The organism is Streptomyces ficellus (assembly GCF_009739905.1).
Taxonomy (GTDB): Bacteria; Actinomycetota; Actinomycetes; order Streptomycetales; family Streptomycetaceae; genus Streptomyces; species Streptomyces ficellus_A.
Genome location: NZ_CP034279.1, coordinates 3,441,604 through 3,464,189, shown reverse-complemented (window position 1 = coordinate 3,464,189; position 22,586 = coordinate 3,441,604). Strand labels below are relative to the sequence as shown.

The following is a 22,586-nucleotide window of genomic DNA, read 5'->3' as shown; positions in this document are numbered from 1 at the left end:
CCCTCGCACCGTGCCGTGTGGTGCCCGGTCACTGTGGTGTCCTGTCACTCGGACGGCCCAGGTTAGGCGGTTTCCCGCTCAGCCGGGAAGCGCTGTGGACAACACCCGGAAGAACTCGTCGTTGGCCCAGTAGGAGCTGTGGGCGGCGGAGACCGGCTGGCGGTTGTCCACCTCCACGTCGGTGATCCGCGGATCGTGCGCGAACGCCCCGGCGGCGAGGTAGGACAGCAGGTCGCGGCGGTCGTAGACGTTCAGCCAGCGCGGGAACGCCCCCGGCAGCCCGCTGCCGTACGGGAGGGACGGCAGCGCGTCGAGTTCGTACAGCAGCGGTGCCTGCGAGCCGACCGTCACCAGCAGGTCCACCGACACGCCGGCGGGCGGTGCGGTGAGCAGGTCGACGGTGATGATCCCGCCGAGGCTGTGGCCGAGGACGACGACCGGCCCGCCGTCGGGCAGCGCGCGGAGGGTGGCGGCGACGTGGTCGCGCACGGCCTGGCCGCGCGCCAGATAGCTGACGATGTCGCCGAAGAAGCCCACCGACCGGCCGCTGAGCGCGGCGCGCCGGGAGACCAGCAGCCGGGAGCCGATCGAGCGCTCGAAGAGCCGCGCGGAGAAGCCGAGCGCGGAGACCAGCGCGTCGCTCAGCCCCTTGATGTCACCGCCCAGTTCGGCGGTGAGCGTGTCCACCAGGGCGTCACGGGCCGCCACCGGAACGTCGCCCACCGGCCTCTCCGCGCGTACCAGCGCCCAGGCGGTCAGCGCGCGGGCGGTGAGCCGGGGCAGGGCGTCGCCCTCGGGGGCGGCCACGGCGGCGGCCCGGCGCAGCGGCGGCGCGGCGAGCAGGGCGTCGACCGCTTCGGGGAGGGGGACGTCCGGCACGGCGGCGTCCCACGCGGCGCGGACCGCCGCCGAGCCTGCCAGCCGGCCGATCAGGTCCAGGAGCGCGTCGCCGGGCGCGGCCGCGCCGGGGACGAAGGCGGGTGCCGTCCCCGGGGGCCGGTCCGCCAGGGCGTGGACGCCCAGCTCGGCGTACGGGTCCGCGTACAGCATCGCCCACCGGAGCCGGTCCTCGTCGTCCTCCCGCACCGGCAGGGCGCCGTCGCTGACGTACCCGGGGATGGAGACGCCGCCCGCCCGCAGGTACGAGCCGAGGGCCGAGCCCCAGTCGCACGGCTCGACCCGCGCGTCGGGCCGCACGCGCGCGAGGCCGGCGCGGACGGCCTCCAGGGCGACGGTGTACGAGGGCTCGCGCACCCCCGTGCCGTGCACGAACAGGACCGTGACCATGTGCCCCCCAAGTCGCTTGTCCACAAGATCCGTTCACGGATTTTACGGCGCCGGGGCATCAGAAGGAGGGCGTACGCGTCACCGTCCGGCCGAGGGCGGCCGCCGCCCGCGCGAACACGGCGGCGTCCACGACGGCCGCACCGCCCGGGTCGTTGTTGAAGTACGCGTACACGTCGTCCTCGTCCGCCCAGGCGTCCGCGACGCGCCCCGCCCAGGACGCCAGCGCCCGGCGCCCGTAGCGGGGCCAGGGCCGGGCGGCGCCCTCGTGGAACCGGACGTACCCCCAGGGCGCCGTGCGCCACAGCGGTGTCACGGGGCGCGAACCCCGGTCGGCCCAGCACAGGGCGGCGCCGTACCGCTCCAGCACCGCCCGCAGCTCCCGCTCCGCCTCCCACCACGACGGGTGGCGCAGCTCCACCGCCACCCGGACCGTGTCCGGGAAGCGGCGCAGGCAGGCGTCCAGGGCGCCGGTGTCCTCGCGGAAGTTCGGCGGCAGCTGCACCAGGACGGGCCCCAGCCGGTCGCCGAGGCCCGCCGCACGGCCCATCAGCCGCGCGACCGGCTCCTCGGGGTCGCGCAGCCGTTTGATGTGCGTCAGGTACCGGCTGGCCTTCACCGCCATCACGAACCCCTCGGGGGTCCGGTCGTGCCAGGCGGTGAAGACCTCCCGGGTGGGCAGCCGGTAGAAGGCGTTGTTGTTCTCCACGGTCGCGAAGCGGCGGACGTACTCCTCCAGCCAGAGCCGCTGCGGCAGCCCGTCCGGATAGAGGCCGCCGCGCCAGTCCGTGTACTGCCACCCGGAGGTTCCGACGAGCGTGGGCACATCACCCATGCTCCCCGCTGTCTACCGCTTCCACCACGCGGCGGAGGCGTCCCGGAGGGTGTTCGTCCCGCAGTGCACCTCGCCCATGCCGAGGTGGTAGGTGTACCAGTCGTCGATGTACGACACCTTCATCCCGGCGCCCGTGTAGGCGGCCGTCACGGCGGCGGTGAAGACGTCCTTGCCGCCGATCACCGGACCCCACTGGCGCGGCGCCAGGTAACGGTCGCCGCCCAGCAGGACGCCGTTGACGGCGCCGGGGACGTACGCACTGGTCATGACGGTGCCGGGGCCGGCGACCCGGCCGTCGCGGCGGGTCAGGTTCTGCTGCTGGCCGTACTCGCTGACCGCCTCCGGCACCTCGCCGGCGCCCAGCCGCGACAGCCGGGGCATCCGGTCGCCGCGCTCGCCCACCTGCTCCTTGCCGCGCGTGTACAGCGCCGGTACGCGCACCACCTCGGCGTCCGTCACGCCCGTCTCCCGCTGGAGCACCGCCAGGTTGGCCTTGATCCGGGCGGCGGCCAGGGCGTTGTCGGCGACGAGTTCCTTGGAGGCGAGCGCCTGGTCGATGGTCTCCTTCGGGGCGTAGCGCTCCACGGAGTCCGGCACCGAGAACATCCGGGTCTTGCCGTGCCCGGCCTTCTGCGCGTCCCGCAGCAGCTTCATCCCGGCGTCGGGGTCGGCGATGCCGATCCGCCAGCCGCGCGGGGTGCCCGGCGCGGGCAGGAACTGCACGAACTCGTCGACGTGCCCGACGTGCAGCCACGACGTGTCCAGCAGCAGCGGGTCCTGGAAGCCCTGGGACGCCAGCATCGTCCGCATCGCCTGCGCGGGCTTGGAGCCGTCGTCCTTGCGCTCACCCATGATGATGCGCCCGGCCGGGAAGGACCGGCCGCCGTGCGCGTACGGGGGGATCGTCTCCAGGTTCCCCATCGAGTTCAGGGTCCACTCCTCCGAGTCGCGGACCCCGGAGACCTGGACGACACCGACGCCGTTGCCGCGCAGCTTCTCGAACAGCTCGCGGCCCGCCTCGCGGTCGGGCTGCGCCGAGCGGATCATGACGCGTATGACCTGGCGGCGGCCGTCGGGGCCGGTCATGCTCACATAGCCGGGCTCCACGAAGTCCTGCGCCCAGATGTCCTGGTACCTGTCGAAGGTGACGAGCGGCGCGGTGATCCCGGCCGCCTTCGCCTCCTTGGCGAGCCCGCCGACGAACGCCTGCTGGCGGCGCTCGAAGTCCTCCTTGCCGGGCACCCTGGTGACCATCACCTGCTGCGCCTTCTGGAGGTGGTGGTGCGTCAGCAGCGGTGCCACGCGCAGGGTGATGTCGTCGGACGTGGCCGGCCGGCCGGGCGTGGCCACGGTCAGGCGGATCACGCCGCGCCCGTCCCACACCTTGCTGTCGCGGACGATGTCGGTGCTCTCGACCGCGAACTCCAGGCCCGCGCGCAGCTCGGCGGCGGTCAGGCGGGTCTTGCCGGTGACGTGCGCCCAGCCGCCGGTGCGCTTGACGAACACGCGGGTGTGCTTGCCGCCGGACGGGACGCTCACCGAGCCGGTGGCGGTTGCGGGCAGACCGGCCATCGGTACGGCGCGGACGCGGGCCATGTCGGCGAGGTCGGCGGTGCCGTTGACGACGGCGTCGGCCGCGTCGTTGCAGGCCGCGAGCTTCGCGTCGGACAGCGGCTTGCCGCCGGGCGCGGTGGCCGGGCACCGCTTGGTGTCGTCGTCGATGTTGGGCAGGAACACCGCGCCCCGGCCCTGCGTCCAGGTGTCCTCGCCCGCGGTGTCGGTGGCGCCGGTGACGTCGACGCGGCCGTCCCGGTTCACGTCCGCCCGGAGGTCGACGGCGGGCGGGGCGGGTGCCGCCGGGGCCGCTGGTGCGGCGAACGCCGGTGACACGGGCGCCAGTACGGCGCCGATCACGGTGAGGGCGAGGGCCGTTCGTCTCGGAGTGCTCGTAACCACCATGCTTCCCTTCGTGGGGGGCGGGTTGCCGAGCCGGAAGAGGGCGTGGGGGCACGTCGCGTTGCCTGGTGCGGGGAATCGGTGAACCGGGGACGGTCGGGGATGCTGGAGCCCCCGCCTCCGGAAGAAGGACCCGCCGCCGTGCACGTCGCCCGATCCGTCGCCCTGTTCGCCGTCGCCGCGCTGTTCGAGATCGGAGGCGCCTGGCTGGTGTGGCAGGGCCTCCGGGAGCACCGGGGCTGGGTCTGGATCGGCGCCGGAGTGATCGCCCTCGGCCTGTACGGGGTGGTGGCCACCTTCCAGAGCGACGCCGAGTTCGGCCGCGTCCTGGCCGCCTACGGCGGGGTCTTCGTCGCCGGTTCGCTCGTGTGGGGCATGGTCGCCGACGGCTACCGGCCCGACCGCTTCGACGTCCTCGGCGCGCTCGTCTGCCTGGCCGGCATGGCGGTCATCATGTACGCCCCGCGCGGCGGCTGAGGGCGGACGCGTCGGGGCCGCGGCCCGGCGCGTCAGCACCGTGCCGCGGCCCCGGGCCGCACGCCGTGATCGTCACCGCACCGCGGAGAGGGCCATCACCAGACCCTGGGCGAACTGGGTGGCACCGGACGCGCCGAGCCGGCCGGCGCTGCCGAGCGGCGCGGCCACGCCGCCGAGGGGGCCGGACGCGCCGTCGGGGAGGCCGGCCGGCAGTTCGGCGGGGAGCGTGGTGCCCACGGGGAGGCCACCGGTGAGGCCGCTCAGCGGGTCGGCGGCCGCCGCCTGCGCGGAGGCGGCGGCACCGAGGGCGAGGGTGGCGGTGGCGGCCGTGGTGGCGGCGATACGGGCGGTCAGGCGGCGGTTCCTGGTCATGGGCTTCCTTCCGGTCGGGGGTTCCGGGTGATCGGCGGTACCCCGACAACGCCGCCCCGCCCGGGGAGGGCACGGGTCCGCGGCGGTGATGGCGCCGGGTGACGCCGGGTGACGCCAGGTGGCGCCACAAGGCGCCATCCGGCGCATGAGTGGCACTTATGTAATGCCATGCGGTGCCATAAAGATGTCAATGGCGCTTGCGATGGCGCCATGATGGTGCCACTATGGCATTGCGAACGCGGCGCGGCCGCTCGCACCCGCTCCACCGAAGCCACCCACACCCATGAGGACGGAACCGTCATGCCTTCTTTCGACACCCCGCAGCCCCTCACCGCCGACATCGCGTTCGAGGTCGGCACCGTCCGCATCGCGGCCGGCAAGCGCACGGACACCGTCGTGCGGGTGCTGCCGTCCGACAGCGCCGAGGAAGCCGACGTACGGGCCGCGGAACGGACCGAGGTCACCTGCGCCGACGGCGCCCTGCGGATCAGGGGGCCCAGGAAGCGCTCCCCGTTCGGCAAGGCCGGATCGGTCGACGTGACCGTCCACCTGCCGGCCGGCTCCGACGTGACGGGCACCTGGCCCATGGCCGACTTCCACGCCGAAGGGCGCCTCGGGGACTGCCGGCTCACGACCTCCTTCGGTGACATCCGGATCGAGGAGGCCGCGGCCGTGACGCTCAGGACCGGCTTCGGCGACATCCGCGTCGACCGCGCGAGCGGGGACGCCGACGTCACCGGTGCGGGCCGGGTCGACATCGGCGAGGTCACGGGCACGGTGACCCTCCGGAACGCCAACGGCGAGACCGTGCTGGGCGAGGCGGGCGGCGACGTACGGGCCGACTCCTCCAACGGCCGCATCACCGTGGGGGTGGCCCACGCCGGGGTCGACGCCAGGTCCGGGTACGGCGGCATCCGGATCGGCGACGTGGCACGCGGCCGGGTCGTCCTCGAAGCCGCCGCCGGCGCCCTGGAGGTCGGCGTCCGCGAGCCCGCCGCCGCCGTGCTCGACGTCAGCACCCGCGCCGGGAGGATCCGCGACGGCGTCGGCGGGCCGGAGGGCACCGGACGGACGCCGGAGACCGTGCGGGTCCGCGCCCGCACCTCGGCCGGCGACATCGTGATCCGCCGCCCCTGAGCCCGCCCGCCCACCCGTCCCCGTCAGCCGCTCCGTATCCCCGTAGCCCCTCCGTACCCCGTCCGCGCCCGCTCCCACCCGAGACAGGACCGCCCATGACCAGGCCCACGCCCCCGTCCGCCACCCGGCCCCCGTCCGCCACCCGGCCCCCGTCCCCGTCCGCGTCCGTCCCCCGGGCGGCCTCCGCGCCCGGCACGCCCGGCCCCCGCGCCGCGATCACCGCCACCGGGCTGGCCAAGTCGTACGGCGACAAAGTGGTCCTCGACGGCATCGACCTGCACATCCCCGAGGGCTCGGTCTTCGCGCTCCTCGGACCCAACGGCGCGGGCAAGACCACCACCGTGCAGATCCTCTCCACGCTGATCCCCGCCGACGCCGGCCAGGCCCGGCTCGCGGGTCACGACCTGGTGGACGAGGCGGACGCCGTACGCCGGACGATCGGCGTGACCGGGCAGTTCTCGGCGGTCGACAACCTGCTCACCGCCGAGGAGAACCTGCACCTCATGGCGGACCTGCACCACCTGTCCCGCCGCGAGGGACGGCGCCGCGCCGCCGACCTGCTGAGCCGGTTCGAGCTGACCGAGGCCGCCACCAAGCCCGTCGTCACCTTCTCGGGCGGCATGCGGCGCAAGCTCGACCTCGCCATGACCCTGGTCGGCGACCCGCGCGTCATCTTCCTCGACGAGCCCACCACCGGCCTCGACCCGCGCAGCCGCCGCACCATGTGGGAGATCATCCGCAGCCTCGTCGTCGACGAGGGGGTCACCATCTTCCTGACGACGCAGTACCTGGAGGAGGCCGACCAGCTCGCCGACCGGATCGCCGTCCTGGACCGGGGCCACATCGTCGCCCAGGGCACCGCGGAGGAGCTGAAGCGCCGCATCCCCGGCGGCCACATCCGTCTCCAGTTCGCCGACGAGGACCGGCTCGAGGCGGCCGCCGCGCTCTTCGGCACCGGCACACGCGACACCGAGGCGCTCACCCTCGACGTCCCCGGCGACGGCCGCGTACCGACCCTCCGGGCCGTCCTCGACGCCCTGGACGCGGCGTCGGTCGAGGCCGAGTCGCTCTCCGTCCACACCCCCGACCTCGACGACGTCTTCCTCACCCTCACCGGGAGCACCCGATGACCACCCTCTCCTACGCCGCACGCGACTCCAGGACGATGCTGCGGCGCAACCTGAAGCACGCGCTGCGCTACCCGTCCCTGACCATCTCCGTCGTCGCGATGCCGGTGCTGATGCTCCTGCTCTTCACCTACGTCTTCGGCGGGGCGCTGGGCACCGGGATCGGCCCGGCGGCGGCCGGCGCCGGAAGCGTCGACTACATCGACTACCTGGCGCCCGGCATCATCCTGATGGCGGCGACGTCCGGAGCGCTCGGCACGGCCGTGGCCGTCTCCGTCGACATGACCGAAGGCATCGTCAACCGGTTCCGGACGATGGCGATCTCCCGCGCGGCCTTCCTGACCGGCCATGTCGCCGGCAGCGTGATCCAGACGATGCTGAGCATCACCCTCGTCGTCGCGGTGGCCCTGCTCGTGGGCTTCCGGCCGAACGCCACGGCGGTCGAGTGGCTCGCGGCCGCCGGCCTGCTCACCCTGCTGACCCTGGCGCTGACGTGGCTGTCCGCGGGCATCGGACTGGTGGCCAAGAACGTGGAGACCGCCAGCAACATCCCCATGCCGATGACGTTCCTGCCCTTCCTCGGCAGCGCGATCGTCCCGACCGACTCCATGCCCACCGGGCTGCGCTGGTTCGCCGAGTACCAGCCCTTCACCCCGGTCATCGAGACCCTCCGCGGGCTGCTGATGGGCACGGAGATCGGCGGCGACGGGCTCCTCGCGCTCGCCTGGTGCGCCGGGCTCAGCCTCGTCGGCTACCTGTGGGCCCGCTCCGTGTTCAACCGCGGCGCCACCCGCTGACCCGGACCCGTACGCACCCACCCCCCCACCCAGGAGGCATCACCATGGACCAGCACGTCACCGCCTTACCGTACGAGCGGCCCGAGGGCTGCCCCTTCGACCCGCCCGCCGGACTGGCGCCGCTACGCGAGCGGGAGCCGCTCACCCGGCTGCGCTACCCCGACGGCCACCTCGGCTGGCTGGCCACCGGCTACGCCACCGTCCGCGCGATCGCGGCCGACCCCCGCTTCAGCTCGCGGCAGGAGCTGATGCACTTCCCCATCCCCGGCGGCCCCGAAGGCCCGTTGCCGCCCGGCACGGTCGGCGACATGACCGCGATGGACGCACCCGAGCACACCCGCTACCGGCGGCTGCTCGCCGGCAAGTTCACGGTGCGCCGGATGCGGCAACTGACCTCCCGCGTCGAGGAGATCACCGCCCAGCACCTGGACGCCATGGAGCGGAACGGACCCGCCGTCGACCTCGTCGAGGCGTACGCCCACCCCGTCCCGGCGCTGATGATCTGCGAGCTCCTGGGCGTGCCGGAGGCCGACCGCGAGGTCTTCAAGCGGCGGGCGGCGGCGATCAGCGACCCGGGCTCCTCCCTCGACGAGCAGGTCGCCGCCATGACGGGGCTCGGCGAGTTCGTCCACGAACTGGCCCTCGCTAAGCGGGCGCACCCGACGGACGACGTGCTCAGCGACCTGACGGGCAGCGACCTGACGGACGCCGAACTCGCCGGCGTCGGCAGTTTCCTGCTGGCCGCCGGGCTCGACACCACCGCCAACATGCTCGGGCTGGGCACCTTCGCCCTGCTGAGCCACCCCGAGCAGGCCGCGGCCCTGCGCGCCGACCCCGGCCTCGCGGACCAGGCGGTCGAGGAGCTGCTGCGCCACCTCAGCATCGTGCACACCGGGATACGGACGGCGCTGGAGGACGTCGAGATGGACGGGCGGCTGATCCGGGCCGGCGAGTCGGTCACCCTCTCCGTCCAGGCGGCCAACCGCGACCCCGCCCGCTTCGACGACCCCGACTCCCTCGACCTGCGCCGCAGGGCCACCGGGCACCTGGCCTTCGGGCACGGCATCCACCAGTGCCTGGGCCAGCAACTGGCCCGGGTCGAGATGCGGGTGGCCTTCCCCGCTCTGTTCACCCGGTTCCCCACGCTGCGCCTGGCCGTACCGCCCGAGGACGTGCCGCTGCGGGGCGCGATGGGCATCTACGGCGTGCGGAGCCTGCCCGTCACCTGGGGCCCGACGGGGTGACGCCGCCGGGCGCGGCCGGCCCCCGCGTCCACGCCCTTCGCCCCGGACCACCACGGTGTCCGGGGCGAAGGGCGGCCGCGCTGGGTCTTCCGGGTGACGCGCGGCTACCGCAGCGGGCGGTTGCGGGCGCGCCGGTTGCGCAGGAAGCCGACCAGCAGGAGGTCGAGCACCAGCACCACGATGCCGATGACCAGCAGGTAGAACAGGCCCTCGACGACCACGCCGATGAGCCCGAGGACGATGGCGACGATGATCAGGAACAGGAACAGCGCCATGGAAGGCACCTCCTCGTGAGTGCGTACGGGCTCGTGACTGCGTACGGGCTCGTGCGTGCGTACGGGTCAGCGGCGGGCGAGCTTCCGCTCCCCGTGGGCCCCGGGCTCGTACGCCATGCCGTAGTGCTGGAAGATGGCGGCCTCGTCCTCGGCCGGCAGGACGTCGTCCGTGCCGATGGACGGGGCCTTGCGGACCTCGCCCTTCGGGTGGGACACCTTCAGGTAGTCCGGCCCGACGACCGCCTCGTCGAGCGGGACGAACACCAGCCGCTGCCGGGTCGGCAGCCCGGTCCGGACGGTGGCCACGGCCGGTTCGTCGGTGGCGGTGTCCACGTAGATGGCCTCCAGCACCCCGATCTTGTGGCCCTTGGGGTCGACGACATCGTGGTTGCGCCACTCGCGGATATCAGCTGACTGGATCATGCGTTCTGCCCTCTGAGCGGGTCCGTACGGTCGTTCTCGCTGTCCAGCCTGTGCCCGCTCGCCGACCGGCGCCACCGCAGCCCGCGCCGGGCCGCCCCGGGGTGTACGGTCCGCTCGCCGATGCCTTATGTTGCGGAGGCAAAGCAAGGGGGACGGACGACGCATGGCACGGGACTACGACAGCCAGCTCCTGGAGTCGGTGGCGGTACGCCGGCGCAGAATGCGCGACGCGCTGCTGTTCGGTGCCCAGCGGGCGCGCCGCACGGCGGACGAGCGGCTCGGCAAGGTGTTCGCGGGCATCGCGATCGCGGCCGTCCTGTGCGCGGGGTGCGTCGGGTGGTCCTTCCTCCAGCACACCCTGGCCGAGCAGAAGGCCGAGCAGCGCAAGCAGGAACAGCGGTACGAGCAGCCGGCGAAATCGGAGAAGTGACTGCCGCGAGGGGAATCGCGAGGGGAATGGGGGAGCGCAGGCCATGCAGACGGTCGAGACCGGTGGAATTGACCCGAATGTGCCCGTCGCCGCGGTGATAGGTTCCGGTAAGTGGTGAGCACAGCAACGACTTCCCGGGCGCAACTGAGCCGGGTGACCCTGGTCGGCGAGCGGCGCCGGGCCGACATCGTCCTGCCCTCCGACACGCCGATCGGTCAACTGCTGCCGGACATCCTCCAGTTGCTGGACGACCGGGCCGCGTCCCGGCCCATGACCCGGCAGCTGATCACGTCGGACGGCTCCGCGCTCCCCCACGACAGCACGCTCGCGTCGGCCGGGATCGCCGACGGTGCCGTCCTCCGGCTTGTCCGGGCGCACTCCGCGCCGCCCGCACCCGTCGTGCACGACGTCACCGACCAGGTGGCCGACGACCTCGACCTCCAGGCCTGGCGCTGGCGCCCCCGCGCCCGCAGGGCCGGCGCGGGCGTCGCGACGGTCGCCTTCGCGGTCCTCACCGCCCTGCTCGCCCGCCGCGAGTACGCGCTCGACGCCCTGGCCGTCGCCCTCGCCGCCGTCACCCTCGTCCTCCTCGCCGCCGGCGCGCTCGTCGCCCGGGTCGGACGGGGCAACCGTGGGCTGGCGACCGCGCTCCTCCTCGCCTCCGGCGGGCTGGGCGTGCTCGGCGCCTGGACCGCCGCCGACGCGCACGACTGGTCCGGCGCCGCGCGCCTGGCCGCCGTCGCCGGCTCCCTCGTCGTGACGCTGGCGATGCTCGGCCACTTCTCCCCGCTCGGCCGCGGCGGGCTCGTCGGCGCCGGGGCCACCGCCGGGCTCACCCTCGTCTGGGAGGCGGTCGCCGCGCTCCAGGGGGACCCGGCCCGGCTCGGTGCCGTCATGGCGGTCTTCTCCGTGGTGCTCCTCGGCCTGCTGCCCCGGCTCGCCCTGATGGCGTCGGGCCTCACCGCGCTCGACGACCGCCGCTCGGGCGGCGCCTCCGTCAGCCGCCACCAGGTGGGCAACGCCCTCGCCGCCACGCACCGGGGCCTGGCCCTCGCGACGATCGTCACCGCGGTGTCGGCGGCCGCCGGCGGGTGGCTGCTCACCCTCGCGGACCGGCCGAGCGTCTGGACGGTCGTCCTGCCGTCGGTCGTCGCCGCCGTCCTGCTGTCCCGCGCGCGGGCCTTCCCCCTGGTCGCGGAGGTCGTGGCGCTGTTCACCGCCGCGGCGCTCCTCGTCGTACGGCTCGTGATGCTGTGGATGGACCACGCCGACGGCGCCGGGCCGCTGACGGTGCTGTGCGCGGCGGCGGTACTGCCGCTGGTGGCCCTGGCGGTCCAGCCGCCGGAGCACGTCCGGGTACGGCTGGGGCGCACGGCCGACCTGGTCGAGTCGATCGGCATGGTGGCGCTGTTCCCGCTGGCCGTCGGGGTGTTCGGCGTCTACGGGCAACTGCTCAACAAGTTCTGAGTTCCGGGTTCTGCGGCAGGGCGGGAGAAGAAGGGCAGACATGCCGAACGGAGACAACTGGCAGGGCGACGTCCTGCGCGACCTGCGCGCCGGCGCGTCCCGGCCGTCCCCGGCCGCCCCCGAAGCGGGCCAGGCCGAGGCGCCCCCGCCGTCGGCTCCGCCCACCGCGGCGCCCGGTACGTCCGGGCCCGGTACGTCCGGGGCCGGTGGGTCCGGCGCGGGCAGCCCGGCTCCGGCCGCCGCGCCGCAGCCGGTGCCCGGCGGGGGCTCTCCCACCGCGCCCCACGTGCCCGCCCAGCCCCAACAGCCACAGCCCCAGCAGCCCCACGCCCCGCAGCCCCAGCAGACGCAGCCCCAGCAGACGCAGCCCCCGCAGGCCCCGTCCGCGTACCGGCGCGCCGCCGGCCGGCCCGCGGCGCCCGACTCGCGGCCCGTCGTCGACAAGCAGCTCGCCGCCGCCGGGCGCAAGCCGCGCCGGGGCGAGCCGTTCGCGGCCCGCGCCGCCCGCGCCCTGCGCCGTACCCTCTCGTCCTCCGCCGCGCGCGAGGTCGCCGAGACCACCCGCACCGCACAGGCGCTCCAGCAGCCGGTGACCACCGGGCGGCAGATCGCCGTCACGTCCATCCGCGGCGGCGCCGGCAAGTCCACCGTCGCCGCGCTCCTGGGCCTCACGTACGCGCACTACCGGCAGGACCCGGTCCTGCTCGTGGAGGCCGACCCGGCGCTCGGGTCGCTGCCGCTGCGGCTGGGCGCCGAGTCGCTGCGGTGGACCACCGGCGACGTCGCCGGGATCGTCGAACCGCAGATGTCGCTGCTCGACGTCACCGGCTACCTCGTCCAGCTCCCCGACAACGCCTGGCTGCTGCCCGGCAGTCAGGGCCGCATCGGCGCCATGCTCGACACCAAGGCGTACGAGCGGGTCATGGTGGCGCTGCGCCGCTACTTCGGCGTGACCGTCGTCGACTGCGAGACCCTGCCCGCCGAGGTCGCCCGGGTCGCGCTGTCCGCCGCCCAGGCCCGTGTCCTGACCACGCCCGCCACGCTGGAGGGCGTCGCCAGCACCCACGCGGTGCTCCAGTGGATGCAGGGCCTGCCCCGCCACGTCATCGCCGGGACCGTCGTCGTGGTCACCGAGACCGTGCCGCACACCGGGCTGGACCTCGACGGGGCCGTCCGCACGCTCGCCGCGACCGGGGCGAGCGTCCAGGTGCTGCCGTACGACCGGCACCTGGCGGCCGGCGGCCCGATCCGTACCGAGCTGCTCGCCCACCCCACCCGGCAGGCCGCCACCCGCCTCGCCGCGGACGTGTTCCAGCTCTCCCAGAAGCGCCACTGAAGGGGACGGAGACGTTGAGCACCCGACTGGTCCACCGCCCCGCCCGGACCTCCAGGCCCGCCGCCGCGTCCGAGGCGCGTGCCATAGAGGCGCCGCCGAACCTCCCGGAGGGCAAGGGCGGCAACATCGCGATGTCGCTGCTGCCCGTCGCCGGCGTCATGTCGTCGGTCGTGATGATGACCGTCGTCCGCAACAGCCAGTTCGCCGCGCTCGGCGCGCTGATCCTCGTCGTCACCATCGTCGGCTCGCTCGTGCTGGTCTTCTCGCAGCGCGGCAAGGCCCAGCGCACCCGCCGCACCCAGCGCGAGGCGTACCTCGCGTACCTGGAGGACATGCGCGAGGAACTGTCCACCGAGGAACGCGCCCGCCGCGAACGCGCCGACGTCCTCAACCCGCCGCCGCACGCGCTGTACGACATCGTCCGCGACCCCGCCCGGCTGTGGGAGCGGCGCCGCCTCGACGCCGACTTCCTGCGGGTGCGCGTCGGCACCGGCGAGATGCCCGTACGCGACCTGAAGATCCTCGACCAGGGCTCCTCCGTGCTCACCCCGCCCGACCGGTTCATGCTGAACGAGGCGTCGGCGCTGATGGACCGTTTCCGCACCGGCACCGAACTGCCGCTGACCGTCCCGCTCGACCGCGTCGGCAACATCAGCGTCGTCGGGCCCCGCGAGGACTGCCTGCGCGTCGCCCGCGCCCTGCTCGTCCAGACCGCGGCCCTGCACGCCCCCGACGACGTGGCCGTCGCGCTGGCCGTGCCGGGCGACCGGATGGCCGACTGGGAGTGGGCCAAGTGGATGCCGCACCTGCTCGACACCGAGCAGTTCGACGGCCCCGTCGCCGCCCGCCGCATCGCCCCGTCCGCGCCCCAGCTCGCCCGGCAGCTCGGCCCCGAGCTGCGCCGCCGCGCCTCCTACGCCGCCGAGGTGCGCCGCGGCCTGTCCACCAAGGACGCGCTGTCCATGTCGTCCCGGCTGCTGGTCGTCACCGACGGGCACGGCGAGGACGCCGTCGACCTGCCGCGCCCCGACGACGCGGTGGGCCTGCGCGAGATGGGCGTCACCGTCCTGCACCTGGTGGAGCGGCGCGTCCAGGAGCCCGGCCACGTCGGGGTGCGCGTCACCGTCGACGGCGACCAGGTGCTCATCGAGGACCTCCGCGAGGCCGAGCCGGTCAGCGCGCACGGCACGGCCGACGAGGTGTCCGTCCCGTTCGCCGAGGGCCTGGCCCGGATGCTGGCGCCGCTGCGGCTGTCCGCCGAGTCGCTCGTCGACGCGCCCCTGTCCGGCCCCGTCGACTTCGCCGACCTCCTCGGCATCGACGACGTGGCCCGCATGGACCTCGACGCGCTGTGGGCGCCGCGCGGCGAACGCGCCTTCCTGCGCGTGCCGATCGGCGTCAGCGACTCCCGCGAACCGGTGCTGCTGGACCTCAAGGAGTCCTCCGAGCTGGGCATGGGCCCGCACGGCCTGTGCGTCGGCGCGACCGGCTCGGGCAAGTCGGAGCTGCTGCGCACCCTGGTCCTCGCGCTGGTGGCCACCCATCCGCCGGAGGACCTGGCGCTGGTCCTCGTCGACTACAAGGGTGGCGCGACCTTCGCCCCGTTCGCCGACCTGCCGCACGTCGCCGGTGTCATCACCAACCTGGAGAACCAGGCCGGTCTCGTCGAGCGGGTCCACGCCTCCCTCGCCGGTGAGGTCAAGCGCCGCCAGCAGGTCCTCAAGGACGCCGGCAACGTCGCCGACATCGGCGACTACGCGGCCCTGCGCGCCGAGAAGCGGCCCGACCTGGACCCGCTGCCGCACCTGTTCATCGTCATCGACGAGTTCGGTGAACTCCTCACCGCCAAGCCGGACTTCATCGACCTGTTCCTGTCCATCGGCCGCATCGGCCGGTCCATCGGCGTGCACCTGCTGCTGTCCAGCCAGCGCATCGAGGGCGGCAAGCTGAAGGGCCTCGACACCTACCTGTCGTACCGGCTGGGCCTGCGCACCTTCTCCGCCGACGAGTCCCGCACCGTCCTGGACACCACCGACGCCTTCCACCTGCCGCCGCTGCCCGGCTTCGGCTACCTCAAGGTCGACACCAGCCACTACGAGCGGTTCAAGGCGAGTTACGTCTCCGGCGCCTACCGCGGCCCGGTGCGCCGCGATCAGGACGAGGACAGCGGCCCGCTGGCCCTCGCGTACGAGGCGTACAACACCCTGGGCCGGGCCGAGGACTCCGGGCCGCGGGAGACGACGGCACGGCGCCGGGAGACCGGGCCGACCGAACTCGGCGTCATGGTCCAGCAGCTGGAGAACGCCCCCACCGACCCGGTGCGCCGCATCTGGCTGCCGCCGCTGCCCGGCGCGGTCGCCCTCGACCAGGTCGCCGGCCCGCTCCAGGCCGGGCCGCGCGGCATGCAGCTCTCCGCGCGCCGCGGCCCGCTCCAGGTGCCGCTGGGGCTGCTGGACGACCCGACCAAGCAGTGGCAGGGCCAATGGTTCCTGGACCTCACGGTGGCGGGCGGCCACGCCGCCGTCATCGGCGGCCCGCAGTCCGGCAAGACCACCCTGCTCCGTACGTTCGTCCTGTCCCTCGCGCTGACGCACACCCCGCAGGAGGTCGGCGTCTACGGCCTCGACCTGGTCGGCGGTGGCCTCCAGGCCCTGTCCGGCCTGCCGCACGTCGGCGGCATCGCGGGCCGCGCCGACCGGGAGCGCGCCGCCCGTACCGTCGAAGAGGTGCGGAACATGCTCGCCGCCCGCGAGGACCTGTTCCGCGAGCACACCATCGACTCCGTCGAGCAGCTGCGCACCCTGCACGCGGCGGGCCGGCTGCCGCAGCTCGCCTCCGCGGAGATCGTCCTCGTCATCGACGGGTTCGGCGCGCTGCGCGACGACTTCGACGACCTCGACGACGCCGTCGTCGACATCCTCAAGCGCGGCGGCGGGTACGGCATCCACGTCGTCGCCGGCATGCTGCGCTGGAACGACGTCCGCATCGCCACCCAGTCGTACTTCGGCACCCGTGTCGAACTGCGCCTCAACGACGCCACCGAGAGCAGCGTCGACCGCAAGCTCGCCGAGACGCTGTCGCCCGACGAGCCCGGCCGTGTCCTCACCGACGGCAAGCTGTTCGCGCAGGCCGCCCTGCCCCGTACGGACGGCCTGTCCGACAACACCGAGCTGGGCACCGTCCTGGAGCGCACCGCCCGGCAGGTCCGCGCCGCCTGGAGCGGTGAGGTCGCCCAGCCGGTCCGGGTCCTGCCGCACGTCCTGGAGCCGCACCTGCTGCCTGGCCTGGTCGCCGAGCCGAAGCGGGTGCCGGTCGGGCTGGACCAGACGGCGCTCGCGCCCGTGCTGCTCGACCTGTTCCAGCACGACCAGCACCTGCTGGTGATGGGCGACAGCGAGTGCGGCAAGACGAACCTGCTGAAGACCATCGCCGCCGGGCTCGTCGAGCGGTACTCGGAGGACGAGCTGGTCCTCGCCGTCATGGACCCGCGGCGCGGCCTGCGGGGCGTGGTGCCCGAGGAGTTCCTCGGCGGGTACGCCTACAACGCCAAGCTGTGCGGGGGCCTCGCCGCCGGTATCGCCACCGAGCTGGAGAAGCGGCTGCCCGACGACAGCGCCAGGCTGGAGGACCTGGAGCCCGGCAGCTGGGGCAGCGGCCCGCGGATCGTGGTCCTCGTCGACGACTACGACGTGCTGACGACGGCCGGCCAGGCGCCGCTCGCGCCGTTCCTGCCGTACATCCCCTCGGCGGTCGACATCGGCCTCCACTTCGTCCTGACGCGCCGGGTCGCGGGTGCCTCGCGCGGCATGTACGAGCCGCTGGTACAGGGGTTGCGCGAGTCGGGCGCTTCGGCGGTCCTCATGGCGGGCGACCGCAGCGAGGGGCAGTTGTTCCCCGGCGTGTACGCCTCGCAGCAGCCGCCGGGCCGGGGCGTGCTGATCCGCAGGGGTCAGCCGAACCGCCTGATCCAGACCGTGTTCACCCCCGAATCGTGACGACGAAGGACCGGACGACCCCATGACCAAGGACGTCATCGCCCTCACCGAGCGCATGCCCGACCCGTGGAGCGTGCTGGCCGGTCTGCTCTCCGGCGGCCCCGACAAGCTGGTGGACACCACCGGTGAGGACGCCGTCGTCCAGCTCTGCGACGAGGAGGGCCGGCCGCTGGTGTCGGTGGAGGCACCGCTGCTGGTACAGGTGGAGGGCGAGGCGGAACGGCTGCTGGGGGCGACGCCGCCGCCGGTGCCGTTCTGGTGGACCGAGGCCCGCGCCACGACCGGCGTGGCCGAGGCGGAGCGGCTCGCGGGCACCTTCGCGGCCCGGCTCACGTCCCTGACGGGCGGCTCGGCGTGGCCGCCGGAGGCCGCGCGGTCGCTGGCCGTGGTGGCGTCGGAGGGGGTCGCCGTCGCGCCGCCCGCGGACGCGGCGACACCCGCCGTGGACGTGCTGACCGACAAGGTCGCCGTGGTCATCCAGGACCGGCCGGTGGTCGCCATGACGGCGTGGCTGGCCGACGCGTTCCGGGCGGCCGCCGAGGGCGGGCTGGGGCTCCAGATCGTCAGCCCGGCCGGTACGACGCTGTCGCCCGCGGTGCGCGGCAGCCTGCCCGGCTGGCCGTCGCGGTGGGTCGTGCAGGACGAGCGGGACGGCTACTACGACGGGCTGTCCGGGGCGGTACTGGCCTGGCAGGACGGCATGTTCGCGCCCGTCGCGGCGGCGGACTCCACCGGAGCGGAGCCGCGCGCCCGGGTCGCCGCCACCTACCAGGAGGACGTCCGGGACACCGGCGAGCGGCAGCTGGCGTTCACGTTCCGCACCGTCCACCCGGCGGACGATCGGCTCGTGCTCGGCGGGGCGCTGGAGACGGTGTGGCGGGAGCTGACGGGGGCGGCGCCGGCCGGGTGGGGCACGGCGGAGCCCGCGAACCTGCCGTGGTCGCCGCGCCGGCTGACGGACGTGGCCTTCGAGCGGGCGCCGGAGCCGACGTGGGTGGTCGTGGTGGGCGGCCCGGAGCGGCCGGGCCTCGCCACCGTGCGCGTGACCCGTACGACGGCGGGCGTCGAGGAGGAGGTCACCCTGGCGTTCGGTTACGGGCCGGACGAGGAGCTCCCGCTGGACGCCGTGCCCCGGGCGGCCGAGGTGCTCGCCACCCGGTACAACCTGCGGTCGATGCTCGTACAGCTCCGCAAAGCGCGCCGAGACCTGGCGGTGCCGCCGCGCTTCGAGGGCCCGGGCGTCCCGCTGGCCTTCGTGCTCGGGGCGGAGGAGGTGCGGGCGCTACCCGGCGACCGCGCCAGGAACACCCCGCTGGCCGAGGCGCCCGTGCCGCTGGGCCCGAAAGCCCGGCCGGCGCTGTACTACCCGCTGCCCGGCGACCCGTCCGACCTGTCGGGGTGGCAGGACTTCGAACGGCTGGTGCGGCACCTGAAGGGGGAGTGACCCCTGTCATGTCATGCGTTCGTCACAGTCGGCCCCCGGCGTGTGATTGCTGATTGCAAGAGCGACGCGGGAGTTGATAGGCATGTCGTACATTCGATCCAACGATCGTCCATCGCAGCGGGGGTAGCCCGATGAAGTTCGATATGGGGGCGGGGGTCCTGTCGACCCTGATGTCCCAGTCGCAGGGTTCGAGCAACGACCTGGGTCTGTTGATCCGTCAGCTGGTACAGGCGGCGGCGCCGCTGGAAGGCAAGTTCAACGGCTCGGGCAAGATCGCGTTCGACTCCTTCAAGTCGCGCTCCGACGAGATCACGGCGGCGCTGAACGGCTCGCTGGCGGCCATCCTGGGCGGTCAGTCCGGCATGGAGACGGCGTTCGGCACCGGTGACACGGAGCAGGGCGACAACGCGCGCACGCAGATGTCGTCGGCGAACTTCGACGCGGCACGCTTCTCGGGCCGCTAACCCGGACCACCGGGCCACCGGACTGACTTACTGACTGACTGACGGGGAGTTGATGGGTGATGGCAGCTGCGGGTGCAGACCGCCGTTCGTACGACACGGGTGCCTCTTCCGAGGCGCAGGTGAACATCCAGGCCGTGATCGCGCGCCTGGAACAGGTGATCACGGCACGTGACGCCCAGGTGAAGGCCGCCATGACGGACTTCACGGCCGACGGCGTCGCGGACGACTACCACGGCAAGGAACTGCGCTGGAACACGGCCTCCCAGGAGGTGCGCAACATCATCCAGCTGCTCAAGACGACGCTCGAGAAGAACGACGCGACGGCGCAGCAGACGTTGCAGCGCGCGAAGGCCGCGGTCGACAACATCGGCTGACGTGGGAGGCTGACGTGGGAGACGGGGGAGCGCTTTCATGACGTCGTGGGACATCCAGCCCCAGGGGGTGCAGGGTCAGCTGCAGGTCGTCGGCACACACGCCGGTGACCTGGAGAAGGCCCTGAACTCGCTGGTCACGGACATGCAGCAGGCCGCGCAGGCGGCGGGTACGGCGGTGCCGGGCTCGGCGGCGGAGATTCCGCTGCAGGGCCCGACGGCCTCGGGCAAGCCGTTGACGCAGAAGGCCAGCGGGCCGGTGGGCGCCGCCCTCGCCCAGTACATGACCGAGCGGCAGAAGTCGCACTTCGAGCCCATGGCGAAGCGCATCCAGGCGGCGGTCATCGGCGCCGCCACGGCCACCAACGAATACGTCCAGGGCGACCTGGACCAGGCCAAGGAGGCCCAGGACGCGGCCCGCCAGGTGAACCTGGACCTGCTCAAGGAGCTCGGGGGCAAGAAGTGAGCGAGAACGTACCCGTCGACCCGGCCGAGATCCCGGTCTTCACCGGCAACCTCGAACTGCTCGACGAGAAGGTCAAGTCGCTCTCCGGCACCGGCGGCAAGATCGCCACCGCCGCCGGTGACGTCCACACCTCCTTCGGCGGCCTGCGCTCCTTCTACAAGGCCCCCGAGGCGGACCAGCTGTTCGCCACCACCCAGCCGGTCAAGGACAAGGCGCTGGCGATCAGCTCCGACATGTGCACCATCACCGGTGCGCTCGGGACGTACGCGAGCGACATCCGCCCCCTGAAGCAGAAGCTGGACGACCTGCGCCGGGACGCCGTCGCCTTCCGCCAGAAGATCGCCGACGACGACAAGTGGCGCGAGGACGGCGACCTGGTCGAGGAGAACAACGACCGGCGCAACGAGATCGCCGAGGTCTGGACCCAGTTCCAGGCCGCCGAACGCGCCGCCCACGCGAAGATCGTGGCGCTGGTCGGCGGCCACGCGCTGAAGGTCAACGACGGCTCCAACGGCGAGGGCATGTACGGCTACGACGCCGAGGCCCTCAAGCAGTCCAAGAGCCTGCCGTGGGGCGAGGCGGTCGAGGAGTCGACGCCGTGGTGGCAGGTGTGGGAGCACGCCTACGACTTCGGCAAGGGCGTCATCGTCGACGGCGTGTGGGGCACCATCAAGGGCCTGGGCACGCTGGTCGGCTTCCAGGGCTGGGACGCGGCCGGGCAGGCGTGGAAGGGCCTCGGCCAGCTCGCCACCGGTCTGGTCATCACCGCCAGCCCGCTGGGCGCGGCCTTCTGGATGGCCGACGACAAGGACCTGCCCGGCTGGATCCGGGACTCCCGCACGGCCATGAAGGAGACCGGCAAGGCGCTGGTCGCCTGGGACCAGTGGGGCTCCAACCCGTCCCGGGCCGCGGGCGCGGTCACCTTCAACGTACTGACCACCGTCTTCACCGGCGGTGCGGGCGGTGCGGCGGCGGGCGCGGGCAAGGCGGGCGCGGCGGCGAAGGCGATCTCCTTCGCGGGCAGGGCCGGCCGGGCGATCGACCCGACGACGTACGTCTTCAAGGGCGCCGGCGCCGGAATCACCAAGATGGGTGACGTCATGGCCGGCCTCAAGGGCATGGGCAACATCAACGTGCCGCCCCTCCCCGAGGGCGCGTTCGTGCTCCCCGAGGGTTCCGTCCTGCGCCCCGACGGCACGGTCAACCTCCCCGACGGCACCGCGCTGCCCCCGGGCGCGGTCGAGGTCCCGCCGAACACGGTCCGCCTCCCCGAGGGCACGGCGGTCCCGCCCGGCGCGGTCGACCTCGGCGACGGCGTGGTCCGGCTCCCGGACGACGCCCCGGTCCCGGCGGGCTCGACGCCCCTCCAGGAGGGCACGGTCGCCGTCCCCAAGGACACCCCGACCCTGCCCGCGGACGCGACGCCCCTCCCCGTCAAGGAGGGCGACCCGGCCCGCTTCCTGGACGGCAAGGGCAACGTCCTCGACGAGACGGGCAAGGTCGTCAGCGACGTCAAGGACGCGCCCAAGGACGTCGTCGACCGGGGCACCGACCCCGACGCCACGCCCACCACGGGCGCCGACAACCCGCGCGTGGACACCCCGGCGAAGGTCCCCGCCATGGCGGGCGCGGCGGTCCACGCGGGCGACAACACCGCCATCAGCCTCGGCAACGGCCTGGACACCGGCCTGGGCGACGTCGGCCGCGTCGGCGACGACGTCCCGGCCCGCGTCCCGGACACCCCGGGCGGCCTCGCCGACACCATGCCCACCGGCCAGGCCGGCAACAACCTCCCGGGCGGCGGCGCGGGCGACCACCTGCCCGTCAACAACCTGGACAACACCCCGGGCACGGGCGGCGGCGGCCGCGAGGTGCCCGCCGGTCAGGGTGACGGACCGGGCGGTGGCGGCGGCGGTCACGAGGCCCCCACGGGCACCGGTCACGGCGACGGCCCGGGCGGCGGCGCTCCCGGAGGCGGGGACGGCCCCGGCGGCAACGGTCCCGGCGGGGACGGCCCCGGGCGCCCCAGCGAGCCCCCGGTGATCCTGGAGGGCGACCGCGTGGCCCAGCAGGGGTCCGGCAAGATGTCCCCCGACATGGAGGACGCCGTCACCGACGCGCTCAAGGAGTCGAAGGTGGCTCCGGTCGACCAGGGCCGGATGCTGACCCAGCTGCGGAAGTCGCCCTATGGCGCCGCCGTCGCCGATTACCTGGCCAGCGGTCGTTTCGCCGACATGCCCGGATACAAGGACCTGATCTCCCAGGTGAAGCAGGGCGACATGATTCCCGCCGTGCACCAGGCAATGGAGCACGCAGCCGAGTTGCAGGCGAAGGGCGTCGACAACATCGGATTCGAGCTGAAACTGCCCGACCAGAAACTCGACCTCGACGTCCTGGTCAGGTCCGAGAACGGTATCGAGTACGGCGCCCAGCTCAAGGACGTGGAGAGCGCCAACGGAATCAAGTCGGCGGTGGAGAAGATCGCGGCGAAGCAGCTCGCCGGTCCCGGCGTGAAGGTCAAGGCGGGAATTCTCGACATCAACGACGTGAAGGGCGCCATGACCGAACGGGCCATGAATGCCGTGCAGCGGGCGGCGGACCGGACCAATGCGTCGTTTGAGCTACGCTTCAAGGACGGTTCCCTCACTGTTTTCCCGACCAATGCAAGTAAGCCGTAAGGAAGTTC

General features: G+C 73.7%; 20 protein-coding genes. 14 read left to right on the top strand and 6 right to left on the bottom strand.

Annotated features, from left to right (window positions below; all coding sequences use genetic code 11):
- Positions 1 to 78: 78 nt before the first annotated feature.
- From EIZ62_RS15345 to EIZ62_RS15335, 3 genes are read right to left on the bottom strand one after another with little or no spacing between them, the layout of a single operon-like run.
- Positions 79 to 1,287 carry an alpha/beta fold hydrolase gene (locus EIZ62_RS15345; RefSeq protein ID WP_156693233.1) on the bottom strand — a complete coding sequence of 403 codons (1,209 nt, stop codon included), beginning with the start codon at positions 1,285 to 1,287 and terminating at the stop codon, positions 79 to 81.
- A 58-nt stretch (positions 1,288 to 1,345) separates the two neighbouring features.
- Positions 1,346 to 2,110: a DUF72 domain-containing protein gene (locus EIZ62_RS15340; protein ID WP_156696414.1), complete on the bottom strand. Its 765-nt coding sequence runs from the start codon at positions 2,108 to 2,110 to the stop codon at positions 1,346 to 1,348.
- Positions 2,111 to 2,131: 21 nt separating this feature from the next.
- Positions 2,132 to 4,078: a protein-arginine deiminase domain-containing protein gene (locus tag EIZ62_RS15335; RefSeq protein WP_156693232.1), complete on the bottom strand. Its 1,947-nt coding sequence runs from the start codon at positions 4,076 to 4,078 to the stop codon at positions 2,132 to 2,134.
- Positions 4,079 to 4,216: 138 nt separating this feature from the next.
- Here EIZ62_RS15335 and EIZ62_RS15330 point away from each other — a divergent pair, with 138 nt between their 5' ends.
- The gene (locus EIZ62_RS15330) at positions 4,217 to 4,552 is read left to right on the top strand and encodes a YnfA family protein (protein ID WP_156693231.1); all 336 of its coding nucleotides are present in this window, start codon (positions 4,217 to 4,219) and stop codon (positions 4,550 to 4,552) included.
- 72 nt (positions 4,553 to 4,624) lie between these two features.
- Here the strand turns inward: EIZ62_RS15330 and EIZ62_RS15325 are convergent, their stop codons facing one another.
- Positions 4,625 to 4,924: a hypothetical protein gene (locus EIZ62_RS15325; RefSeq protein ID WP_156693230.1), complete on the bottom strand. Its 300-nt coding sequence runs from the start codon at positions 4,922 to 4,924 to the stop codon at positions 4,625 to 4,627.
- Positions 4,925 to 5,224: 300 nt separating this feature from the next.
- On the opposite strand from EIZ62_RS15325, the gene EIZ62_RS15320 reads away from it, so the two are divergent.
- The 4 genes from EIZ62_RS15320 (at position 5,225) to EIZ62_RS15305 (ending at position 9,229) form a co-directional block, all read left to right on the top strand.
- The gene (locus EIZ62_RS15320) at positions 5,225 to 6,061 is read left to right on the top strand and encodes a DUF4097 family beta strand repeat-containing protein (protein WP_156693229.1); all 837 of its coding nucleotides are present in this window, start codon (positions 5,225 to 5,227) and stop codon (positions 6,059 to 6,061) included.
- Between the two features lie 95 nt (positions 6,062 to 6,156).
- Positions 6,157 to 7,191: an ATP-binding cassette domain-containing protein gene (locus EIZ62_RS15315; protein WP_156693228.1), complete on the top strand. Its 1,035-nt coding sequence runs from the start codon at positions 6,157 to 6,159 to the stop codon at positions 7,189 to 7,191.
- Entirely contained in the window at positions 7,188 to 7,985 is a 798-nt protein-coding gene (locus EIZ62_RS15310; RefSeq protein ID WP_156693227.1) for an ABC transporter permease, read from the top strand. The genes EIZ62_RS15315 and EIZ62_RS15310 overlap by 4 nt, the downstream gene beginning before the upstream one ends.
- Positions 7,986 to 8,029: 44 nt before the next feature.
- Positions 8,030 to 9,229 carry a cytochrome P450 gene (locus EIZ62_RS15305; RefSeq protein ID WP_156693226.1) on the top strand — a complete coding sequence of 400 codons (1,200 nt, stop codon included), beginning with the start codon at positions 8,030 to 8,032 and terminating at the stop codon, positions 9,227 to 9,229.
- 104 nt (positions 9,230 to 9,333) lie between these two features.
- Here the strand turns inward: EIZ62_RS15305 and EIZ62_RS31965 are convergent, their stop codons facing one another.
- Positions 9,334 to 9,504, bottom strand: coding sequence for a hypothetical protein (locus tag EIZ62_RS31965; RefSeq protein ID WP_167536382.1), 171 nt, complete (start codon positions 9,502 to 9,504; stop codon positions 9,334 to 9,336).
- A 66-nt stretch (positions 9,505 to 9,570) separates the two neighbouring features.
- Positions 9,571 to 9,927, bottom strand: a complete 357-nt coding sequence (locus EIZ62_RS15300; RefSeq protein ID WP_156693225.1) for a PRC-barrel domain-containing protein — start codon at positions 9,925 to 9,927, stop codon at positions 9,571 to 9,573.
- 163 nt (positions 9,928 to 10,090) lie between these two features.
- Here EIZ62_RS15300 and EIZ62_RS15295 point away from each other — a divergent pair, with 163 nt between their 5' ends.
- The 9 genes from EIZ62_RS15295 (at position 10,091) to EIZ62_RS15255 (ending at position 22,578) form a co-directional block, all read left to right on the top strand.
- The gene (locus tag EIZ62_RS15295; protein ID WP_156693224.1) at positions 10,091 to 10,357 is read left to right on the top strand and encodes a hypothetical protein; all 267 of its coding nucleotides are present in this window, start codon (positions 10,091 to 10,093) and stop codon (positions 10,355 to 10,357) included.
- A gap of 111 nt (positions 10,358 to 10,468) precedes the next feature.
- Complete coding sequence (gene eccD / locus EIZ62_RS15290) at positions 10,469 to 11,824, top strand: type VII secretion integral membrane protein EccD (protein WP_156693223.1); 1,356 nt, start codon at positions 10,469 to 10,471, stop codon at positions 11,822 to 11,824.
- A 40-nt stretch (positions 11,825 to 11,864) separates the two neighbouring features.
- Complete coding sequence (locus tag EIZ62_RS15285) at positions 11,865 to 13,160, top strand: MinD/ParA family ATP-binding protein (protein WP_208827925.1); 1,296 nt, start codon at positions 11,865 to 11,867, stop codon at positions 13,158 to 13,160.
- A gap of 14 nt (positions 13,161 to 13,174) precedes the next feature.
- Positions 13,175 to 17,155 carry a type VII secretion protein EccCa gene (gene eccCa / locus EIZ62_RS15280; RefSeq protein WP_156693222.1) on the top strand — a complete coding sequence of 1,327 codons (3,981 nt, stop codon included), beginning with the start codon at positions 13,175 to 13,177 and terminating at the stop codon, positions 17,153 to 17,155.
- Between the two features lie 22 nt (positions 17,156 to 17,177).
- Positions 17,178 to 18,599 (top strand): DUF6177 family protein, encoded by a 1,422-nt coding sequence (locus tag EIZ62_RS15275; RefSeq protein ID WP_156693221.1) that lies wholly within the window; start codon positions 17,178 to 17,180, stop codon positions 18,597 to 18,599.
- Positions 18,600 to 18,730: 131 nt separating this feature from the next.
- The gene (locus tag EIZ62_RS15270) at positions 18,731 to 19,063 is read left to right on the top strand and encodes a hypothetical protein (protein WP_156693220.1); all 333 of its coding nucleotides are present in this window, start codon (positions 18,731 to 18,733) and stop codon (positions 19,061 to 19,063) included.
- 59 nt (positions 19,064 to 19,122) lie between these two features.
- The gene (locus EIZ62_RS15265; RefSeq protein ID WP_156693219.1) at positions 19,123 to 19,437 is read left to right on the top strand and encodes a pore-forming ESAT-6 family protein; all 315 of its coding nucleotides are present in this window, start codon (positions 19,123 to 19,125) and stop codon (positions 19,435 to 19,437) included.
- Positions 19,438 to 19,474: 37 nt separating this feature from the next.
- Positions 19,475 to 19,900 carry a DUF6507 family protein gene (locus tag EIZ62_RS15260; protein WP_156693218.1) on the top strand — a complete coding sequence of 142 codons (426 nt, stop codon included), beginning with the start codon at positions 19,475 to 19,477 and terminating at the stop codon, positions 19,898 to 19,900.
- A complete protein-coding gene (locus EIZ62_RS15255) occupies positions 19,897 to 22,578 on the top strand; it encodes a hypothetical protein (RefSeq protein WP_156693217.1) in 2,682 nt (893 codons plus the stop codon). The genes EIZ62_RS15260 and EIZ62_RS15255 overlap by 4 nt, the downstream gene beginning before the upstream one ends.
- Positions 22,579 to 22,586: the final 8 nt, after the last annotated feature.